The organism is Streptomyces sp. NPDC034085 (assembly GCF_055575555.1).
On sequence record NZ_JBVISL010000003.1, the window covers coordinates 712,803 to 731,623 of the forward strand.

The following is an 18,821-nucleotide window of genomic DNA, read 5'->3' on the forward strand; positions in this document are numbered from 1 at the left end:
TGCCCCCTCCGGTGGGCATACGGGCCCCGGAGGCTTTGACTGGGAGGCCCCGGAGAACCTTGGGAGGCGTGGTGGCGGCGGTCGCGTGGATGCGTGGTGCGGCGGGTGGCGTGGCGTTGGCGGTGGTGGCGCTCGGCGCCGCCGGCTGTTCCGGCGGGGACGGCACCCCGTCCGGGACGGTGTCGAGCGCCGCGTCGGCGGTGAAGTCGGCGGGCGAGGCGGTGTCCTCCGCCGCCGCCGAGGCCGGGCGGGCCGCCGAGTCCGCGGCCGCCGTCGCGCGGGACAAGCTCGCCGCGGTCAAGGACGGGGCCGACGCCAAGGACCAGGTGTCCCTGGGTCCGGTGGCGACGGGCGCGGACGGGTACGCGACGGTGCCCGTGACCGTACGGAACACCGACGAGGGGACGAAGTCCTTCGCGGTGCAGGTCGAGTTCACCGACGAGAGCGGCACGCTCCTGGACACCGTGGTGGTGACGGTCCGGGACGTCGCGGGCAAGGGCGCGGGCGAGGGCTCGGCCCGCAGCACGCACAAGCTGTCCGGCACGGTCACGGCGCGGACCGGGACGGCCCTGCGCTACTGAGCGGACGGTGCGCCCGCCCGCCGCGACGGCGGGCGGGCGCCGGCCGGAGGGAGACCGGAGGAGGTGGACGATGCGACTGCGTACGAGCCGTCCTGACCGGCCCGGCTACGCCCGGGTGCGGCACGGCCGCGGCTTCCGGTACCTGGACCTGGAGGGCAACGCCCTCCAGGACGCGGCGGAGATCGCGCGGCTGCGGTCGCTGGCGATCCCGCCGGCCTGGACCGACGTGTGGATCTGCCCCTGGCCCGGCGGTCACATCCAGGCGATGGGCACCGACGCGGCCGGGCGGCGCCAGTACCTCTACCACGACCGGTTCCGGGCGCAGCAGGAGGAGAGCAAGCACGAGCACGTCCTGGACGTCGCGACGAAGCTGCCCCGGCTGCGGCAGGGCATCACCGCGGACCTCGACGGGCGCGGACTGACCCGGGAGCGGGTGCTGGCCTGCACGGCGCGCCTGCTCGACCTCGGCTTCTTCCGGGTCGGCGGCGCGGCCTACCGCCGGGACCACCAGTCGTACGGTCTGACCACCCTGCTGCGCGAGCACGCCACGTGCCGCCGGGGCGAGGTCTGCTTCAGCTACCCGGGGAAGTCCGGGCAGAGCCAGACCCGGGCGCTGGTGGACCCGGCGGCCTACGACGTGGTCAGGGCGCTGCTGCGGCGGGCCGACGCCGAGGGCCAGCTGTTCGTGTACCGGCAGGGCCGCTTCTGGCACGACGTGCGGGCCGGCGACGTCAACGACTACCTGCACGACCGGGCCGGTGCCGACATCACCGCCAAGGACTTCCGGACCTGGCACGCTACGGTCCTGGCGGCCGTGGCCCTGGCCGTGTCCGTCGACGTCGCCGGGGCCTCGCGCACCCAGCGGGCCCGGGCCGAGACCCGGGCGGTGCGCGAGGTCAGCGGGTACCTCGGGAACACGCCGGCGGTGTGCAGGGCCTCGTACATCAACCCCCGCCTCTTCGAGCTCTTCGAGGACGGGATCACGATCAGGCCCGCCCTGGACCGGCTCGGCATCGGCGTCGACCAGGGCCATCCGGCGACCCACGGCGAGGTGGAAGCGGCCGTGCTGCAGCTGCTGAGCTGAGCGGGTCGCCCCGGCGCGGGCCGGCGGGACCTCGCCGTACGGCCCAGTGGCGTCCACGTTCCGGCGAATCGCGCGCGGCTCGCGGGCGGTCCGCCGGCCCGTCGGGTACAGGAGTGCCGGGCGGCGCAGGGTCGCCCGCCGAGGCCCCAGGCAAGGGAGCGACATGGACGCGATCGTGCTGCTCAGGGAAGACCACAAGACGGTCGAGAAGCTGTTCAAGCAGTTCGAGAAGACCGACGAGGACGAGCACGCCGAGAAGCGGAGGATCGCCGACCAGGTGATCGAGGAACTCACCGCGCACACCTGGATCGAGGAGAAGATCTTCTACCCGGCGGCCCGCGAGGCCGCTCCCGACACGAAGGACCACGTCCTGGAGAGCATCGAGGAGCACCACGTCGTGCTGTGGATGCTGTCCGAGCTCAAGGACCTCGACCCCGGTGACGAGCGGTTCGACGCGAAGATGTCGGTCCTCATGGAGAACGTCCGCCACCACGTCGAGGAAGAGGAGAAGGAGTGGTTCCCCGACGTGCGCAAGGCCATGGGCCGCAACCGCCTCACCGAACTCGGCGAGCGGATGGACGCGGCCAGGAAGGGCGCGCCGGGCGATCCCCTGGCCGTCCCCAGCGCCGGCGAGTAGGCGCGGGATTCCCGCCCGCGGGCACGTGAGAAGCGGGCCGACGCGGGTACGCGCGCCGGCGCACCGAGCACCAGCGAACGACGGAGTTGCCGATGGCACCGCACGAAGAAACCCGCCCGTCCGATCCGGTGACCGCCCACCCCCGGCCGCCGTTCCCCGACCAGCAGCAGGACCACCCCGGGTCGACCGAGGAGATGGACCCCCGTCCCGACCACGGGGAGGACTCCTACCGCGGCCACGACGTCCTGCTGGACCGGGCGGCGCTCGTGACCGGCGGGGATTCCGGCATCGGCAGGGCCGTGTGCCTGGCCTTCGCCCGGGAGGGGGCCGACGTCGTCTTCACGCACCTGCCCGAGGAGGCGGACGAGGCGGCGGAAACGGCGCGCCTGGTGCGGGAGGCGGGCCGCAAGGCGGTTCCGGTCGCGTGCGACATCCGTGACGAGGAGCAGTGCGAGGCGCTCGTCGAGCGGACCGTGGCCGAGCTGGGGCGCGTGGACGTCCTCGTCAACAACGCGGCCTACCAGATGGCGCAGCCCGACGGGATCGAGGCCATCAGCACGGAGCAGTTCGACCGGGTGATGAAGACGAACCTGTACGGAATGTTCTGGCTCTCCCGCAAGGCCCTGGCCCACATGCCCCGCGGCGGCTGCATCATCAACACCACGTCCGTGCAGGGCTACCAGCCCAGCCCCCACCTCCTCGACTACGCGATGACGAAGTCGGCGATCGTCTCCTTCACGCACGGCCTGGCGCAGATGCTGGCCGAGCGCGGCATCCGCGTCAACGCCGTCGCGCCGGGGCCGGTGTGGACCCCGCTGATCCCGGCGACGATGCCGGACCCGACGGAGTTCGGGAAGCAGTCGCCACTCGGGCGGCCCGCCCAGCCGGCCGAGATGGCGCCCGCGTACGTCTTCCTGGCCTCGCCCCAGGCCGGATACATCACCGGGGAGATCGTCAACGCCACCGGCGGCACCCCCCTGCCGTGACCTCCCCGGGGGCCGGGCGCGGGGGCGCTCCGCGCGCCCGGCCCGTGGCCGGCGGCGCCGGTCAGCTCACGTGCCCGGCGATGGTGCGCGCGCAGTCGAGGGATTCGGCGCGGGTGGTGTCGACCTCCACGTCGTACTCCACTCCCTTGTGCACCGTCTCGGCCTGCAGGGCCGCCATTCCGGGGACGCGGTCGCCCCGCGCGATCTCGCGGGCCGCGGCGGTCTCGGGGGCGCAGCGCACCCCTACCCACAGCACGTCCAGCCCGTCGAGGTGTCCGCGCAGGCGCTCCTGGTCGGTCCGGCCGCCGAGGAAGACGTCGTCGATGACGATCCGGGCCCCCGCCCGGGCCATGGCGGCGACGCCCTTCGTCCAGGCGGTCTCCATCGCCCGCCAGTCGTCGCCGAGGATCACCTCGCCGCCCTCCCCGAACGACACGCCCGCGCCCGAGTCGAGGAGGGAGGGCGGAAGCCGGTCGATCAGGTCGTCGACGCCCAGGTTGATCCACGGCTGCGGGAGGATCGCCTTGAGGCAGCGCACGATGCCGGACTTGCCGGAGCTGGAACCGCCGTTCAGCACGATGACGTTGGTGCCCATGTACCCGAACTCGCCTTTCGTTTCCGCACGTTGCGGGCCGACTCCAGTCCACCCCGACGGAGTCTAACCGGCCCCCGTCAGGAGACCGCGTGCGTCGCACGGGTGCCGTGGCCGGACCCACGGCACCCGGCGGGAGGGGTCAGCCGAGGTGGGCCTTCACCTGCCCGTAGACCGCGGCGTCGTCGGTGATGGCGGTGTGCTGGAGGCAGGAGGTCCGCGTGTTCACCGCGCCGTCCAGGGCCACGGTGCTGTCGGGGTTGATGATCCCGTCGCAGGGGGACCACCACGTGGCGTACCGGGTCGACCCGGGAGTCTCGTCGCCGGTGTTGAGCTCGTTCAGGAACGCGGAGCCCGGACGCATCTCGACGCAGGCGGCGCCTCCGCACCAGCGGGCGGTGTCCGTGCCGTGGTTGGGGCCCGCGAGGGAGACCCACGCGTCGACCTTCGCGTCACCGCCGAGGTTCTTGAGGTAGTACCGGGAGGACAGGCTGCCCATGGAGTGGGTGACGAGGTCGACCTTGGCGGCGCCGGTCGCGGCCAGGACGCGGTCGACGGTGGCGGCGAGATCCGAGGCGGTCGTGGCGTTGGACTGGTAGGCGGGGTACGTCCACTGGAACAGGCGCTCGGAGGGATGGCCGTCCGACCGGAACCGGCCGGCCATGACGTTCCACGCCGATCCGTCGCTGTTCCAGCCGTGCACGAAGACGACCGGGTCGGGCAGGGCCGCAGCCGGGGCGGCGGCGGGGGCGGCCGCGGCCGGCGCGGCACAGGCGGCCAGGGCGAGCACGACGGCGGGCAGGGAGCGGAGGGTCTTCGAGTTCATGGGCCGTTTGTAGCGGCCCGGGACCGCCCCTTCGCGCACGGAGCCGGGCCGCTCACCCGTCCGGCCGCCGCCCTTCACTCCAGGAACGTTTCGGCCCGCTCGTGCCCGCTCCCGCGCGAGCGGTAGACCACGTAGGGCCGGGTCAGGTAGCCGACGGGCGCGGTGAAGGCGTGCACGAGGCGGCTGAAGGGCCACAAGGCGAACAGGGTCATGGCCAGCAGCGCGTGCACCTGGTAGACGAGGGGCGCCCCCGCCATCGCGGGGACGTCGGGGTCGAGGGCGAGCAGGGAGCGGAACCAGACCGAGACGCCCAGGCGGTAGTCGTAGGGGTGCGGGACGAGGGTGGTGGCGGTGGCGGACAGGCCGGCGACGACGACGGCGGTCAGAACGGGCAGCACGGCGCGGTCGCTGCGGCTGGTGGCGGCCCGCACCGCGGGCACCGTGAGGCGCCGGTACAGCAGCAGCGCCAGTCCGGTCAGGGTGGCGAGCCCGGCGGCTCCCCCGACGAACAACGCGTTGGCGTGGTACAGCGGTTCCTCGATGTGCACGCGTTCGGTGAGGGATTCCGGGACGATCAGCCCCACGACGTGCCCGGCGGCCACGAACAGCAGTCCGTAGTGGAAGAGCGGGCCGCCGACGCTGAGCAGCCGGTGCTCGTGCAGCTGGCTGGAGCGGGTGGTGAAGCCGAAGCGGTCGTAGTGGTAGCGCCAGGCGGTGCCGGCGACGAGTACGACGGCGACGATGTAGGGCAGGACGCCCCACAGGGCGATGTTCAGGTGGTTCACCGTCGGTTCTCCTCGGCTGCGGCTGCCTGCGGGCGCAGGGCGGGGAAGGGCAGCAGGCCCACGGTCTCGGTGGGCGGGCCGCTGCGCACCAGGTTCAGGGCTGCCGCGCGGTCGGCCGGGGAGGGGCCCGGCAGGGTCAGGCAGACGGCTTCGAGGACGTCGGCGTACGGGCTCCGGTGGTCGGTCAGAGCCATGCGCAGCAGTTCCAGCGCGGCCCGGTGCTCCTGGAGCGCGGCTCGGCCGGGCCCGGGACTGCGGGCGGCGAACTCGAGGGCCAGCGGCAGGTGGTCGGGCAGCTCGTCGGCGGGTGCCTGCCAGCCGTGCTCGCGGTAGAGCCGCCGCCAGCGTACGAGGGCCTCGCCGCGGCGGCGGGTGTCGCCGTCGGTGTAGTACGTGAGGTGCAGGGTGCGGCGGCGGCTGCGGTCGAAGGTGGCGACGTAGCGTGCGGACAGCTCCAGCTGCGGTACGCCGGCGACGGCCGCGCAGAAGCGGAGCAGGAGCGCGCTCTCCTGTCCGGGCAGTGCCCCGAGGGCGTCGCGGACGAGGTCCAGGCGCTCGTGGACGTCCTCGTCGGGATGGGACAGCAGCAGGGAGGCGGCCTGGTGGAGGGCGGCGGTGCGGCTCATGATCCCTCCGTGCGGGGGAAGAGCCCCGAGGGGGTGCCCTGGCCGTTCCAGTTGAGGAGGTTGACGCGGCCGTGGAGCGGGCCGGCGGGTTCACCGGACGCGTGTCCGGAGGTCGCGAGCGGGGCGTGGAAGGTGTCGGCCGTGTACATGCCGGGGCCGCCGTCGCCGTCGAGGCTGCAGCCGGCGCCGGGGTCGGCGTGGTCGGAGCGTCCCGCGGTGTAGCCGGTGGGGATGACGTAGCGGTCCTCGTACTTGGCGATGGCCAGCAGCCGGTACATCGCCTCGACGGCGTCGCCGTCCATGCCGACGGAGCGGGCGATGGCGGGGTCCTGTTCCTCGCCCAGGTTGACGCGGCGCATGTGCGCGCGCATCGCCGCGAGCCGGCACAGTGCCGCTTCGACGGGGCCGGGATCGCCCGCCGTGAACAGTTCGGCGAGGTAGCCGACCGGGATCCGCATCGAGTCGATCGCCGCGAAGAGCTTCGCCGGGTCCTCGCCGTCGTGTCCGGTGGCGGTCAGCGACTCCACGATGGGCGACAGCGGGGGGATGTACCAGACCATCGGCATGGTGCGGTACTCCGGGTGCAGCGGCAGCGCCACCTTGTACTCGCTGATCAGCGCGCGTACGGGTGAGCGCTGGGCGGCGGTGATCCAGTCGTGCGGGATCCCGGCCCGGGCCGCCGCCTCCTGCACGGCGGGGTCGTCGGGGTCGAGGAAGCAGCCGAGCTGGGCCTCGTAGAGGTCCTTCTCGTCCGGGGTCGCGGCGGCCGCGCCGACCGCGTCGGCGTCGTAGAGGATCACGCCGAGGTAGCGCAGCCGCCCGACGCAGGTCTCGGAGCAGACGGTGGGCTGGCCGGCCTCGATGCGCGGGTAGCACATGGTGCACTTCTCGGCCTTGCCGGTGCGGTGGTTGAAGTACACCTTCTTGTACGGGCACCCGGTCACGCACATCCGCCAGCCGCGGCAGCGGTCCTGGTCGACGAGGACGATGCCGTCCTCGATCCGCTTGTACAGCGCGCCGGAGGGGCAGACGGCCACGCACGACGGGTTCAGGCAGTGCTCGCAGATCCTGGGCAGGTGGAACATGAACGCCTGCTCGTACTCGAGGCGGACCTGCTCGTTCATCTTCTTCAGCACGGGGTCGCCGGCCAGGTGCTCGGGGCCGCCGCCGAGGTCGTCGTCCCAGTTGGGGCCCCAGGTCACCTGGGTGGGACGCCCGTCGATGAGGGAGCGGGGGGCGGCGGTGGGCACGTCGTCGCCGAGCGGCGCGCTGATCAGGTTCTCGTAGTCGTACGTCCACGGCTCGTAGTAGTCGGCGAGGGAGGGCAGGCGGGGGTTGGCGAAGAGGGTGGCGAGGCGGCGGGCCCGGCCGCCGCTGCGGGGCACGAGGCGGCCCCGCTTGAGCCGCCAGCCGCCCTGCCACTTGTCCTGGTCCTCGTAGGAGCGCGGGTAGCCCTGGCCGGGGCGGGTCTCGACGTTGTTGAACCAGGCGTACTCGCTGCCGGAGCGGTTGGTCCAGGTCTGCTTGCAGGTGACCGAACAGGTGTGGCAGCCGATGCACTTGTCCAGGTTCATCACCATCGCGATCTGTGCCATGACGCGTCCGACGGTCGCTTCGCTCCGGGGCATCAGTACGTGACCTCCTGGGATCGGCGGCGGATGACGGTCACCGCGTCGCGCTGGTTGCCGGTGGGGCCGTAGTAGTTGGGGGCGAAGGAGAGCTGGGCGTGGCCGCCGATCAGGTGGGTCGGCTTGATCAGCAGGCGGGTGAGGGCGTTGTGGACGCCGCCGCGGCGGCCCGTGGTCTCCGAGAGGGGGACGTTCACCATGCGTTCCTGCACGTGGTACATGAACACCGTGCCGGCCGGCATGCGGTGGGAGACGACGGCGCGGGCGACGACCACGCCGTTGGCGTTGACCGCCTCGATCCAGTCGTTGTCGGCGGCGCCGATGGCGGCGGCGTCCTCGGTGCCGAGCCAGATGACCGGGCCGCCGCGGGCCAGGGTCTGCATCAGGAGGTTCTCCTGGTACTCGGAGTGGATGGACCACTTCGAGTGCGGGGTGAGGTAGCGGACCGTCACCGACCGCCGGCCGTCGTCCTCCTCGCGGCGGGGCCGCTCGCCGAGGGCGGCGAGGTCCAGGGGCGGTTTGTAGACGGGGAGTTGTTCGCCGTACTCGGCGATCCACTCGTGGTCGAGGTAGAAGTGCTGGCGGCCGGTGAGGGTGTGCCACGGCTTGCGGTGCTCGGTGTTGATGGTGAAGGGCGCGTAGCGGCGCTCGGGGCCTTCCTTGCCGGACCATTCGAAGCTGGCGCCGACCTGCACCGGGCGGGCCTGGGTGTCGGAGAAGACGATGCGCCGCTCGGCCACCGTGGCGGCGAGTTCCTCCAGGCCGGCGGCCGGTCCGCAGCGCAGGGCGAGCCGGCGGAAGCCCTCGGCGGCGACCCGGCCGTTGGTGGTGCCCGACAGGGCCAGGATCGCCTCGCACAGCTTGACGTCGGTGTCGAGCAGCGGGCGGCCGCGGGCGGCTCCCTTGCGGGCCGTGCCGCAGCGTCCGGCGAGCCAGTGCGATTCGTCGTTGGTGTGCACGGTGAGGCCGCGTACCCGCATGCCGTGTTCGTCGGCCATGGGTCCGAAGGCCGCGAGCCGGTCGGCGAGGGCGGTGTAGTCCCGTTTGACGAGCGTGTACTCGGGGCGGGTGGGGCCCTCGGGGGGTGCTTCGCCGGGGGTGTCGTGCTGGAGGGGCGTGGCGACGAGGTCCCAGGCCTGCTCCAGGCGGCCGGCCGCGAGTTCGGAGACCTTCGCGGCGAGGTTGTGGAAGATCTCGAAGTCGGTGCGCGCCTGCCAGGGCGGGTCGATCGCCGGGGAGAAGGCGTGGACGTAGGGGTGCATGTCCGTACTGGACAGGTCGTGCTTCTCGTACCAGGTCGCCGCCGGCAGGACGAGGTCGGCGAACAAGGTGGTGGAGGTCATGCGGAAGTCGAGCGCGAGCAGCAGGTCGAGCTTGCCGCGGGGGGCCTCCGCGCGCCAGGCCACCTCGCGCGGGCGGCGCTCCTCGGGGGCTTCGGGCGCGTCGGCGTTGTCGTCGGCGCCCAACAGGTGCCGCAGGAAGTACTCGTTGCCCTTGGCGGAGGAGCCGATGAGGTTGGCCCGCCAGACGGTCAGAACGCGCGGCCAGTTCGCGGGGTCGTCGGGGTCCTCGCAGGCGAAGCCGGGCCGGCCGGCGGCGCGCTCCCGCTCCAGCCACTGCTCCACCCACTGCGCCGGTTCGGTGCCGGATTCCCGTACGCGCCGGCCGAGGTCCAGCGGATTGGCGCAGAAGGTCGGGAAGGACGGCATCCAGCCCTGGCGTGCCGAGCGGGCCACCAGGTCGGCGGTGTGGGCGCCCGCGAAGGTGCCGCGCGCGGTGGGTGCGGTGAGGGTGTCGGCGGCGGAGCCCTCGTAGCGCCACTGGTCGGTGTGCAGGTACCAGTAGGGGGTGCCGGCCATCTGCCGGGAGGGGCGCACCCAGTCGGAGGCGGTGGCGAGCTGCTGCCAGCCGGCGTACGGGCGGACCTTCTCCTGGCCGACGTAGTGGGCCCAGCCGCCGCCGTTGACCCCCTGGCAGCCGGTGAGCAGCAGGAGGGAGAGGAACGAGCGGTAGATGGTGTCCGAGTGGAACCAGTGGTTGGTGCCGGCACCCATGACGATCATGCAGCGGCCGCGGGTCTGTTCGGCGGTCCGGGCGAATTCGCGGGCTGCCCGCAGCACGGCGCTCGCGGGCACCGAGGTGACGGCCTCCTGCCAGGCCGGGGTGCAGGGGAGCGAGGCGTCCTCGTACGAGGCCGGCCACTGCCCCGCGAGGCCGGGCCGGGCCACCCCGTACTGGGCGAGCATCAGGTCGAACACCGTCGTCACCAGGCGGTCGCCGAGGCGCTGGACGGGCACGCCGCGCAGGAGGGTGGCTCCGGCCTCGTCGAACCGGGGCAGCAGCACCTGCGCGCTGGGCCCGTCGCCGCCCGCGTACAGGCTCAGGCGCGGCTCGACGTCGCCGAGGTCCAGGTTCCAGCGGCCCTCGCCGAACTTGGACCAGCGGTCGCCGAGGGTTCCGTTCGGCACCACCGGCGCGCCGGTGACGTCGTCCAGCAGGACGGGCATCCAGCGCCGGGTCGCCTCGTCCTGCACGTCCCGGGTCAGGCGCAGGTCGGCGGCGGTCACGAAGCGGCCCGGTACGTACCGTCCCGGCTCACGCTCCTCCAGCTCGACGAGGAACGGCAGGTCGGTGAAGCGCCGTACGTAGTCGGCGAAGTACGGGACCTGACGGTCGACGAAGCACTCCTTGAGGATGACGTGGCCCATGGCCATGGCCATGGCTCCGTCGGTCCCCGGATGGGGGTGGAGCCACTCGTCGGCGAACTTGGTGGCGTCCGCGTAGTCCGGGGAGACGACGACGACCTTCTGGCCGCGGTATCTGGCCTCGGTCATCCAGTGGGCGTCGGGCGTGCGGGTGACGGGGACGTTGGAGCCCCACAGCATCAGGTAGGCGGCGTCCCACCAGTCGCCGGACTCGGGGACGTCCGTCTGGTCGCCGAAGACCTGCGGGGAGGCGATGGGCAGGTCCGCGTACCAGTCGTAGAAGGTGAGCATCGGCGCGCCGATGAGGGCGTGGAAGCGGGCTCCGACGGCGTGGGAGGCCATGGACATCGCCGGGATCGGCGAGAAGCCGGCGATCCGGTCGGGGCCGTGTTCCCGGAGGGTGTGGACGTGGGCGGCGGCCGCGATCTCCAGGGCCTCCTGCCAGCCGACGCGGACGAGGCCGCCCTTGCCGCGGGCCCGGTGGTAGCGGCGCCGCTTGTCCGGGTCGGTGGTGATCTCCGCCCAGGCGGCGACCGGGTCCCCGCCCAGGCGCTGCTTGGCCTCGCGGTACATCTCCACGAGGACCCCGCGGGCGTGCGGGTAGCGGATGCGGGTGGGCGAGTAGGTGTACCAGGAGAAGGAGGCCCCGCGCGGACAGCCGCGGGGCTCGTACTCCGGCCGGTCGGGGCCGGTCGAGGGGTAGTCGGTGGCCTGGGTCTCCCAGGTGATCAGGCCGTCCTTGACGTACACCTGCCAGGAGCAGGAGCCGGTGCAGTTGACCCCGTGGGTGGAGCGCACCACCTTGTCGTGCGCCCAGCGTTCGCGGTACGGGGCGTCGTTGACGCCCTGGTCGGTGCGGAACACGGCCCGGCCGTCCGCCGTCCGGGGTGCCTTGCCGAGCAGCCGCCCGGCTTGCAGCAGCCGGTCCGTGATCGCGTCGGCCGCGTGTTCTGCGGTGTCCCTGGCCCTGCCGCGCTTCACCTGGTGGCCCCTTCCCGGAGACAGCGGAGCCGGCCCAGTGGGCGAACCGGCTGACCCGTGGATGGGTCGCGCCCAGGCTGCCGCGCGGGACCCGTACCGCCGGTGATCACGCTCCGGGGTTGAATGTATCCACAACGTATCTTGGCCGGCTCTTGATCCGCGGCCCCCCACCGCACCGCTGTCATGCGCTCATCGCACACGACCCCGCGGCTTTCGGCGGCGTACGCATCCGTGCGTCCTGTGCGGGGGCCTGGTGCGCTCCGGGGGCCGGCATGCTCGGTAGCGTGGCCGGGAGCCGGGCGGAGGGTCCCTTCGTCCGCTGGTCCGTGCGAGGGGCTTCCGACGAGAGTGATGAGGCTGCGATGAGTGAACCGACGAAGCCCGTGGTCAGCGTTCCGGAGGGTGACGCTCCTGCCGAGCTGACCATCCGGGACCTGGTCGTCGGGGACGGGCCCGAGGTGAAGCCCGGCATGGTGGTCAAGGTCCACTACGTCGGGGTGACCTTCGAGACCGGGAAGGAGTTCGACGCCTCCTGGGACCGGGGGCAGCCGTTCAAGTTCGCCCTGGGCAGCGGCAAGGTCATCAAGGGCTGGGACCGGGGGGTGAGGGGGATGAAGGTCGGCGGCCGGCGCGAGATCATCGTTCCCCCGCGCCTCGGTTACGGCACGCAGTCGCCCTCACCGCTGATCCCGGCGGGCGCGACCCTCGTCTTCGTGGTGGACCTGCTCGACTCGTACTCCGGCACGGCCGGGTGGAGCAGCGCCCGGTAGTGCCCGCTCGGCGGGACGGGCTGGCCCGGGCCGGGCATCCCTCCCAGACTGGTAGCGGGCATCTCTTCCGGATCTCGGCGCGCAGGAGGCAGGCCATGCTCATCACCCACCACATCACCGAGGGCACCCTGCATGTGCAGCTCGCCCGGGAGCTGGACGTCACCAACCGAGCCGCGGCCGCCCTCCAGATCGAGGCGCTCGTCCACGCGCACCTCCCCGAACGGGTCGCGATCGAGCTGCCGACACCCGACCCCACCCCCATGACCTTCAGCGCCCTGGCCCGCGCCCAGCGGATGTGCCAGAGCCTCGGCATCCCGCTCACCGCGACCGGACCCGGCGGGCGGACGCGGCTGTACCCCCTCGGCGGTACCGGCCGCGAGACCCCCCTCCAGCCGCTGGAGCACGGTGCGCGGCATGACCACTGACCGCCCCGGGCGCCCTACAGGGCCCGCAACCGGTGCTTGTCGGGTTTGCCCGCGGCGGTGCGAGGGAGGTGGTCCACGAGGTGGACGCGGGCCGGTTCGTACAGGACTCCCAGCCGGGCGGCCACGAACGCACCGAGCCGGCGGGCGTCCGGGGTGCGGCCCGGGGCGGCGACGACGGCGATGCGCAGCTCCTCCGTTCCGTCCGCCCCGTGCGCCCCGAACGCGGCGCAGTCGGCGACGTCGGGGTGGGCGAGCAGTACCTGCTCCGCCTCGGCCGGATGGAGGTGGCCGCCCACCACGATCACCGTCTCGCCCAGCCGGTCGACGAGGTGGAGGCGGCCGGTGTCGTCGAGGAACCCCACGTCCCCGGTGGCCACCCAGCCGTCGCGGACCACGGCAGCGGTCTCCGCGGGCCGCCGCCAGTAGCCGGTCATGACCGTCGGCGTGCGGACGTGGATCTCGCCGGTGCGCCCCGGGGCAAGTACGGTGCCCGCCGGATCCCGGGTCTCGATGGCGACTCCGGGCAGCGGCCGGCCTGCGGCGATCCGGCCGCCCGGCCCCGTCACGGTGTGCTCGTGCGGGAGGAGTTCCGCGATCGGGCCCGCCTCCGTCTGTCCGTACGAGCCGTGCAGCACGGGCCCCAAGGCCTCGGCCGCCCTGCGGAGCCGGTCGGCCGACGCGGGGGTGCCCCCGTAGGAGAGGCGGCGGAGGCTGGAGACGTCGGTGGTGGCGAGGTCCGGATGGTCCAGCAGCTCGTACAGCAGGGAGGGCAGGAGCCAGAGGTCGGTGATGCGGTGCCGTTCGACGGCCGCCAGGACCCGCGCCGGATCGAAGTCCTCCTCCAGGACCACGGAACCGGAGGCGAGGAGGGCCGCATCGGCGACGATCCCGGCCATGTGGGCGAGGGAGGTGCAGGCGAGGAACCGTACACCGGTGCCGGCGGGGACGACGCGGGCCGCGTATCCGTCCAGGATCCTCCGGTACGCCCCGTGGGACAGCCGGACCAGCTTGGGCGGACCGGAGGTGCCCCCGGTGGAGCGCAGGCACCAGTCGTCCTCCGGGCGGGCCGTCCCCTCCGTCTGCAGGGGCTCCCGTGCCGGGCGCCGGGCAGGCGGTTCCCCGGTGAACGTCCCCGGGTCCAGCGTCAGCCGTGCGGGCCCGCCCTCCCGGGCCGGCAGGCCCCGTACGGCGTCCGCCGCGTCCGGGGCCACGAGGAGCAGCGCGGCATCGGTGGCCTCCAGTACGGCCGCCCACGTCGTCGGCGCCGCGCCGGGGGCGAGGTGCACGACGCGGGCGCCGATGAGGTTCGCGCCGTAGCGGGCGATGAGGGCTTCGGGGCTGTTGCCGGTGAGCAGGGCGACCGTGGCGCCGCGGGCGACGCCGTGCGAGGCGAGCAGGGCGGCCGCGCGGTGGACGCCGTCGTGGAGGTGGCCTGCGGTGAGGGTCCGGCCGGCCGTGGTGAGTGCGGTCCGCTGCGGTGAGCGGGCGAGTGAGGCGAGGAGGGCGTCCACGTAACTCTCGTACGGAGGGTCCGGATCTCCGGGCATGACGGTGTCCCTTCACAGGGGGGCGGGTGGGCTTCGGGGCCCTGGAAGCCCGAGGACTTCGGGGCTCCTCGGAGACTAGGAGAGGCCCACTCATGCGGTCCAAGACCGTTTCCGCCATGAGACGGTGCTCCCAGGGGTATGAAGGGGGACAACCGGTGGACCTGCTGTCGTTGCGGTACTTCCAGGTCGTGGCGCGCTGCGAGCACATGAGCCGGGCGGCGGAGGAACTGCACGTCGCCCAGCCATCGGTCAGCCGGACCATCGCCCGGTTGGAGGCGGAGGTCGGGGTGCGCCTCTTCGACCGCCGTGGCCGCCGGATCGGGCTCAACCGGCACGGCGCCGCCTTCCTGCGCCGCGTGGACCGCGCACTCGCCGAACTGGAGGACGGAAGGCGCGAGTTGGCCGATGCCGCACGTGGCGGAGGGGGCGGGACCGTGGTCGTGGCGAGCGAGACCCTGCTGACCTTGACCCGACTGCTGGCCGGCTTCCGCGCCGCCCACCCCGGAGTGGACGTACGGCTACGGCAGTCCTCCGCCGACTCGATGGCGCGGGAACTGCGTACCAGGGAGGTGGACTTCTGCCTCGCGTCCCAGCCGCTCGCCGGCCCGGCCCTGACCTCGACGGTGCTGCTCACGGAGCCGGTGCTGCTCGCCGTGCCGCCCGGGCACCGGCTGGCCGGGCGGCACGGGGTGGCGATGACGGACCTGATCGGGGAGCCGTTCGTCACCCCCGGCCCCGGCCACTGGCAACGGGTCCTCGCCGACCGCCTGTTCGCGGACGCCGGGGTCCGGCCCAGGGTGGTGTGCGAGGGGGACGAGCCGGGCGCCGTTCTGGACCTGGTGGCCGCGGGGGTCGGCGTGGCACTGGTTCCGTCCATCGCCCGGGCCTTCGGCACCCGTGACATCGTCGGCTGGGCACGGCTGGATTCGCCCGAGGCACGCCGTCAACTGTGCCTCGTACGGGCGGAGGGCGCCTACGAGTCCCCGGACGCCCGCAGCTTCGCGGACTTCGCCGTACGGCACTTCAGCGCACCGTCAGGCCCCGCCCGCCAAGACCATGACACCGCGCCCCACCCCGGAACCCCCTGAGCTGCGCTTACCCCGAGAATGTCCCGGGCAACCGTCGACGCGGCCCTGCTCTTCAGCGGCCTACTGCTCGCGCCCACGGCTGACGCCGCCCCCGCGACAGGGCCCGGCCGGGCCTCGGAAGCGTAGCCGACGGGCCCCTTCGGGCCAGGCGCTCGTGGCCACCTGGCGCGCAGGCATCCGCTCCGCTCAGGAGCAGAGCGCACCGCCCAGCGTGAAGCGCGTCGGGGAGGCGTTGGTGCCCGAATACCTCGCCTGGAAGCCGAAGCTCACACTGCCGCCGGGCTCCAGCGCGGCGTTCCACCCGACGTCCCGGGCGGTGACCGCGCTGCCGGACTGGCTCACCGCGGCGTTCCAGGCGTTGCCGATCCGCTGGTCGCCGGCGAAGCTCCAGCCGAGGGTCCACCCGGAGATCGGCGAGCTGCCGGTGTTCTTCAGGGTGACCGTCGCCGTGAAGCCGTCGGCCCAGGCGTTGTCGATCCGGTACGCCACCGCGCAGGAGGCCGCAGGCGCGTCGTCGTCCGCCTCCGTCGCCGTGAACATCGCCTGCTGCACGCCGGGGCCACCGGCGGTGAAGGTGGCGCTGCCCGACACCGTGTCGGCGTCGTGCGCGGCGAAGACCGGGACCTGCTGGGCGCTCGCCCAGTTCGCCGGAGTGAACACCAGGGTCGCCGCCGCCGACAGGTCCTGGTCGCCGGAGCTCCGGGCCACGGTCACCGTCACGTTCTGCGCCGGCGCGGCCGTCAGCCGTACGCCCACCGGCGCCGAACCGCCCTCCGGGACCGTCACGGCCGCCGGTGCCACCTGGACCGCGGGGACCGCAGGGGCGCCGCGCCGCTCGGCCGCGAAGGCCGCCAGCCAGGCCAGCGAGGCGTTCCAGTTGACCGCCACCTCGTTGGTGGAGTACGAGCCGATGTCATCCACGTAGCACGCCGCAGGAGCGCAGCCGGCGAGCTTCTCCCTGGCCACCGGGTCCTCCAGTCCCGCGTTCGGCCCGCCCGCCATGGAACCGGCCGGCGGGTGCGGCAGGGAGGCGTCGTTCTGGTGCGCCCAGAAGCGGTGGTGCTGGTTCTCGGAGTGGCGTTCGCCGTAGCCGGTGACGTAGGAGAGGTCGAGCGCGTTGCGGCCGAGCAGGTAGTCCAGGGACTCCAGCACTCCGGCCCGGTAGCGTTGCTGCCCGGTGAGCTCGTACGCGACCGCCAGCACCATCGCGTTGTTGGAGACCGAGCCGTTGGAGCCCCATACGTACCCGGTGGCGGGGAGCGGCACCGGGTAGCCCTGTCCGCCCATGGTGGACAGGTGGCCGTCGGCTGCCGTGGTCAGCAGGCCGCGCAGCCGGGCCACGTCGGCGGCGGGCAGGACCGCGCCGGGGACGGTGGCGAGGGTGATGCGGCCGAGGGTGGCGGTGCCACCCCACCAGAACGCGTCGACGGGCCTGCTGTGGTGCGGCGAGGAGGTGACGGCGTCCCGGTACTGGGACTCCCCCGTGGTCGCCAGGAGTTCCGCCGCCGCCCAGTAGAACTCGTCGGAGACGTCGGCGTCTTCGTAGGCACCGCCGCCGGTGTTGTCGCCCGCCGGGGCGAGCACGTCCGGGTGGGCCCGGGCAGCCGTCCAGGCGCGGCGGCCGGCGTCCAGGCAGCGCGCGGCGAACGCGTCGTCGTACGGCGCGTACACCCGGGCGCACTGTGCGGCCGAGGCCGCCAGGTTCAGCGTGGCGGCGGTCGAGGGCTTGTGCACCTCGCGCTGTTCGGCGTCGAGTTCGGGGCGGGTCGGCAGGGCGGTCCACCGGGCGTCGTGCACCTTGTGGAAGGCCATCCCGGCCGTCGGCTTCCCGGCCGGGACCTGCATCCGCATCAGGAACTCCAGCTCCCAGCGGGCCTCGTCCAGCACGTCCGGCATCCCGTTGCCACGCTCCGGCACCCGCAGCGTCGCGTCGCCGAGCGCCGCGTCGCCCCCGGAACGACGGGCCCGTTCGAAGGAGTTGACCATCTCCCAGACGGAGATGCCGCCGTTGACGACGTACTTGCCGTGGTCCCCGGCGTCGTACCAGCCGCCGCGCACGTCCAGGGAGTAGTCGCACGCCCCGGCCTGGCAGGGGGTGCTGCTGTCGCCCTTGTTCGGGGCGACGCCCAGGTGCCCGGCGGGGCGGGCGTAGGCGCTGCCGCCCGCCAGGGCCGCGTCGATCGCGATGCCGCTGCGCTGCTGGTGGAAGAACGACATGCTGTCGGCGCGCAGTCCGTCGTACAGCGATGCGGAGACATCGAAGGGGTGGCTGGTCCGGCCGTCGACGGTCAGGGTGTAGCCGGTGCCGGTGCCGGTGTACGCGCCGAAGTCCACCAGGTGCGTGGACTGGCCGGACGCCTGGTCCGCGCCGCGCACGGTGGTGGCGCCCGAGGCGGCCACCGCGCCGGTGGAGTCGCGCAGTTGCCAGCCGAGCGGGGTGGTCGCGGGGCTGACCACGGTGGCCCGTTTGGGGCCGTCGGGCAGGTAGCCGAGCTGGTTGACCCGGACGGGGGTGTCGGCAGCCGCGGGGGCGGCAGCGGTGGGAGTGGCCGCGGCCGGGACGGCCAGGGCGGTCAGGGACGGGCCGCCGACAGCCAGGGCCAAGCCGGCTAACACAGCGGCCGCGCGGCGGGGCACACCGCGCGCGAAAGTGACAGGAGGCACGGGCAGGGCCTTCCTAGCGGGAATGGGAGCGCTCCCATGAAGCCAGCCGCCGGAAGGCCCCGTCAAGTGCCGTGCCGGCCCGGGCGCGACGCCTCTGCCGCGTCAGGAGGTCGTGCGGGCACCCGGAAGCCGGCCGGCGGTGTTGCCGTAGTAGGCGTCGGGTCCGTGCTTGCGGGTGAAGTGCCGCTCCAGCAGATGCCCCGGCGGCGGGGAGGTGTCCCCGAGGCGGGCTCCCAGCGCCAGGGTGTGCAGCGCCATCTCCGCCACGGCCTCGCAGACGACGGCGTTCTCCAGCGCCGCCGTTGCGGTGGCCCCCCAGGTGAAGGGGCCGTGGCGCGAGACGAGCGCTCCGGGGACTTCGTCGGCCCGGCGGGGGTCGCCGTCGAGCCGGGCGACGATCACCTGTCCGGTGTTGTACTCGTAGTCCCGCGCACACTGCTCCGCGGTGAGGTCCGCCGTCACGGGGACGGGCCCGTTGAAGGTGTCGGCGTGGGTCGTGCCGAGCACGGGGATCGGGCGGCGCGCCTGGGCGAAGGCGACGGCGTGCGCCGAGTGCGTGTGGGTGACGCCCCCGAGCGAGGGGAACGCCCGGTACAGGCAGCGATGGGTCTCGGTGTCGGTGGACGGCCTGAGGTGCCCGTCGACGACCCGCCCGTCCTCCAGCGCCACCACCACGAGGTCCTCCTCGGTGAGGTCGGCGTAGGAGACCCCGGACGGCTTGATGACGAAGACACCGGCATCCCGGTCCACTCCGCTGACGTTCCCCCAGGTGAGGGTGGCCAGCCCGGCTTCCGGGATGCGCAGGTTGGCCGCGAGGACCTCGCGGCGGAGGTTCTTGAGGCTGGTCTGGCTCACTACGCTCTCACCGTCTTTCCGGTATGCGCGGCGGCCGCCCG

The 18,821-nt window shown here is 73.4% G+C and carries 16 protein-coding genes; 7 read left to right on the forward strand and 9 right to left on the reverse strand.

Annotation, left to right across the window (positions count from 1 at the left end; translation table 11 throughout):
- The first annotated feature begins 71 nt into the window (after positions 1-71).
- The 4 genes from ACZ501_RS13560 (at position 72) to ACZ501_RS13575 (ending at position 3,288) form a co-directional block, all read left to right on the forward strand.
- Positions 72-581 carry a hypothetical protein gene (locus ACZ501_RS13560; RefSeq protein ID WP_468795031.1) on the forward strand — a complete coding sequence of 170 codons (510 nt, stop codon included), beginning with the start codon at positions 72-74 and terminating at the stop codon, positions 579-581.
- Positions 582-651: 70 nt separating this feature from the next.
- On the forward strand, positions 652-1,665 hold the full coding sequence (locus tag ACZ501_RS13565; protein WP_361597216.1) for a DNA topoisomerase IB: 1,014 nt from the start codon (positions 652-654) through the stop codon (positions 1,663-1,665).
- 163 nt (positions 1,666-1,828) lie between these two features.
- Complete coding sequence (locus ACZ501_RS13570; protein ID WP_468795034.1) at positions 1,829-2,302, forward strand: hemerythrin domain-containing protein; 474 nt, start codon at positions 1,829-1,831, stop codon at positions 2,300-2,302.
- 92 nt (positions 2,303-2,394) lie between these two features.
- The gene (locus ACZ501_RS13575) at positions 2,395-3,288 is read left to right on the forward strand and encodes an SDR family oxidoreductase (protein WP_361597222.1); all 894 of its coding nucleotides are present in this window, start codon (positions 2,395-2,397) and stop codon (positions 3,286-3,288) included.
- A 61-nt stretch (positions 3,289-3,349) separates the two neighbouring features.
- Here ACZ501_RS13575 and cpt read toward each other — a convergent pair whose 3' ends face one another.
- From cpt to ACZ501_RS13605, 6 genes are all read right to left on the reverse strand, one after another.
- Positions 3,350-3,883 (reverse strand): chloramphenicol phosphotransferase CPT, encoded by a 534-nt coding sequence (cpt, locus tag ACZ501_RS13580; RefSeq protein ID WP_361597225.1) that lies wholly within the window; start codon positions 3,881-3,883, stop codon positions 3,350-3,352.
- A 139-nt stretch (positions 3,884-4,022) separates the two neighbouring features.
- Positions 4,023-4,706, reverse strand: a complete 684-nt coding sequence (locus ACZ501_RS13585) for an esterase/lipase family protein (protein WP_468795037.1) — start codon at positions 4,704-4,706, stop codon at positions 4,023-4,025.
- A 74-nt stretch (positions 4,707-4,780) separates the two neighbouring features.
- A complete protein-coding gene (gene narI / locus ACZ501_RS13590) occupies positions 4,781-5,491 on the reverse strand; it encodes a respiratory nitrate reductase subunit gamma (protein ID WP_468795040.1) in 711 nt (236 codons plus the stop codon).
- Positions 5,488-6,117 carry a nitrate reductase molybdenum cofactor assembly chaperone gene (gene narJ / locus ACZ501_RS13595; RefSeq protein ID WP_468795043.1) on the reverse strand — a complete coding sequence of 210 codons (630 nt, stop codon included), beginning with the start codon at positions 6,115-6,117 and terminating at the stop codon, positions 5,488-5,490. Before narJ ends, narI begins: the two co-directional genes overlap by 4 nt.
- Positions 6,114-7,745 carry a nitrate reductase subunit beta gene (narH, locus tag ACZ501_RS13600; protein ID WP_468795046.1) on the reverse strand — a complete coding sequence of 544 codons (1,632 nt, stop codon included), beginning with the start codon at positions 7,743-7,745 and terminating at the stop codon, positions 6,114-6,116. Before narH ends, narJ begins: the two co-directional genes overlap by 4 nt.
- Entirely contained in the window at positions 7,745-11,431 is a 3,687-nt protein-coding gene (locus ACZ501_RS13605; protein ID WP_468795049.1) for a nitrate reductase subunit alpha, read from the reverse strand. The genes narH and ACZ501_RS13605 overlap by 1 nt, the downstream gene beginning before the upstream one ends.
- Before the next feature lie 362 nt (positions 11,432-11,793).
- Between ACZ501_RS13605 and ACZ501_RS13610 the strand changes: the two genes are divergently transcribed.
- Entirely contained in the window at positions 11,794-12,201 is a 408-nt protein-coding gene (locus ACZ501_RS13610; RefSeq protein WP_468795052.1) for an FKBP-type peptidyl-prolyl cis-trans isomerase, read from the forward strand.
- Between the two features lie 95 nt (positions 12,202-12,296).
- Complete coding sequence (locus ACZ501_RS13615) at positions 12,297-12,626, forward strand: hypothetical protein (RefSeq protein ID WP_468795056.1); 330 nt, start codon at positions 12,297-12,299, stop codon at positions 12,624-12,626.
- A gap of 14 nt (positions 12,627-12,640) precedes the next feature.
- On the opposite strand, the gene ACZ501_RS13620 is transcribed toward ACZ501_RS13615, so the two are convergent.
- Positions 12,641-14,173, reverse strand: a complete 1,533-nt coding sequence (locus ACZ501_RS13620; protein WP_468795060.1) for a class I adenylate-forming enzyme family protein — start codon at positions 14,171-14,173, stop codon at positions 12,641-12,643.
- Positions 14,174-14,328: 155 nt separating this feature from the next.
- On the opposite strand from ACZ501_RS13620, the gene ACZ501_RS13625 reads away from it, so the two are divergent.
- Positions 14,329-15,261, forward strand: a complete 933-nt coding sequence (locus ACZ501_RS13625) for a LysR family transcriptional regulator (RefSeq protein ID WP_468795063.1) — start codon at positions 14,329-14,331, stop codon at positions 15,259-15,261.
- A gap of 186 nt (positions 15,262-15,447) precedes the next feature.
- Here the strand turns inward: ACZ501_RS13625 and ACZ501_RS13630 are convergent, their stop codons facing one another.
- The gene (locus ACZ501_RS13630; protein ID WP_468795066.1) at positions 15,448-17,865 is read right to left on the reverse strand and encodes a glycoside hydrolase family 9 protein; all 2,418 of its coding nucleotides are present in this window, start codon (positions 17,863-17,865) and stop codon (positions 15,448-15,450) included.
- 162 nt (positions 17,866-18,027) lie between these two features.
- Positions 18,028-18,780 carry an L-ribulose-5-phosphate 4-epimerase AraD gene (araD, locus tag ACZ501_RS13635; RefSeq protein ID WP_362456030.1) on the reverse strand — a complete coding sequence of 251 codons (753 nt, stop codon included), beginning with the start codon at positions 18,778-18,780 and terminating at the stop codon, positions 18,028-18,030.
- Positions 18,781-18,821: the final 41 nt, after the last annotated feature.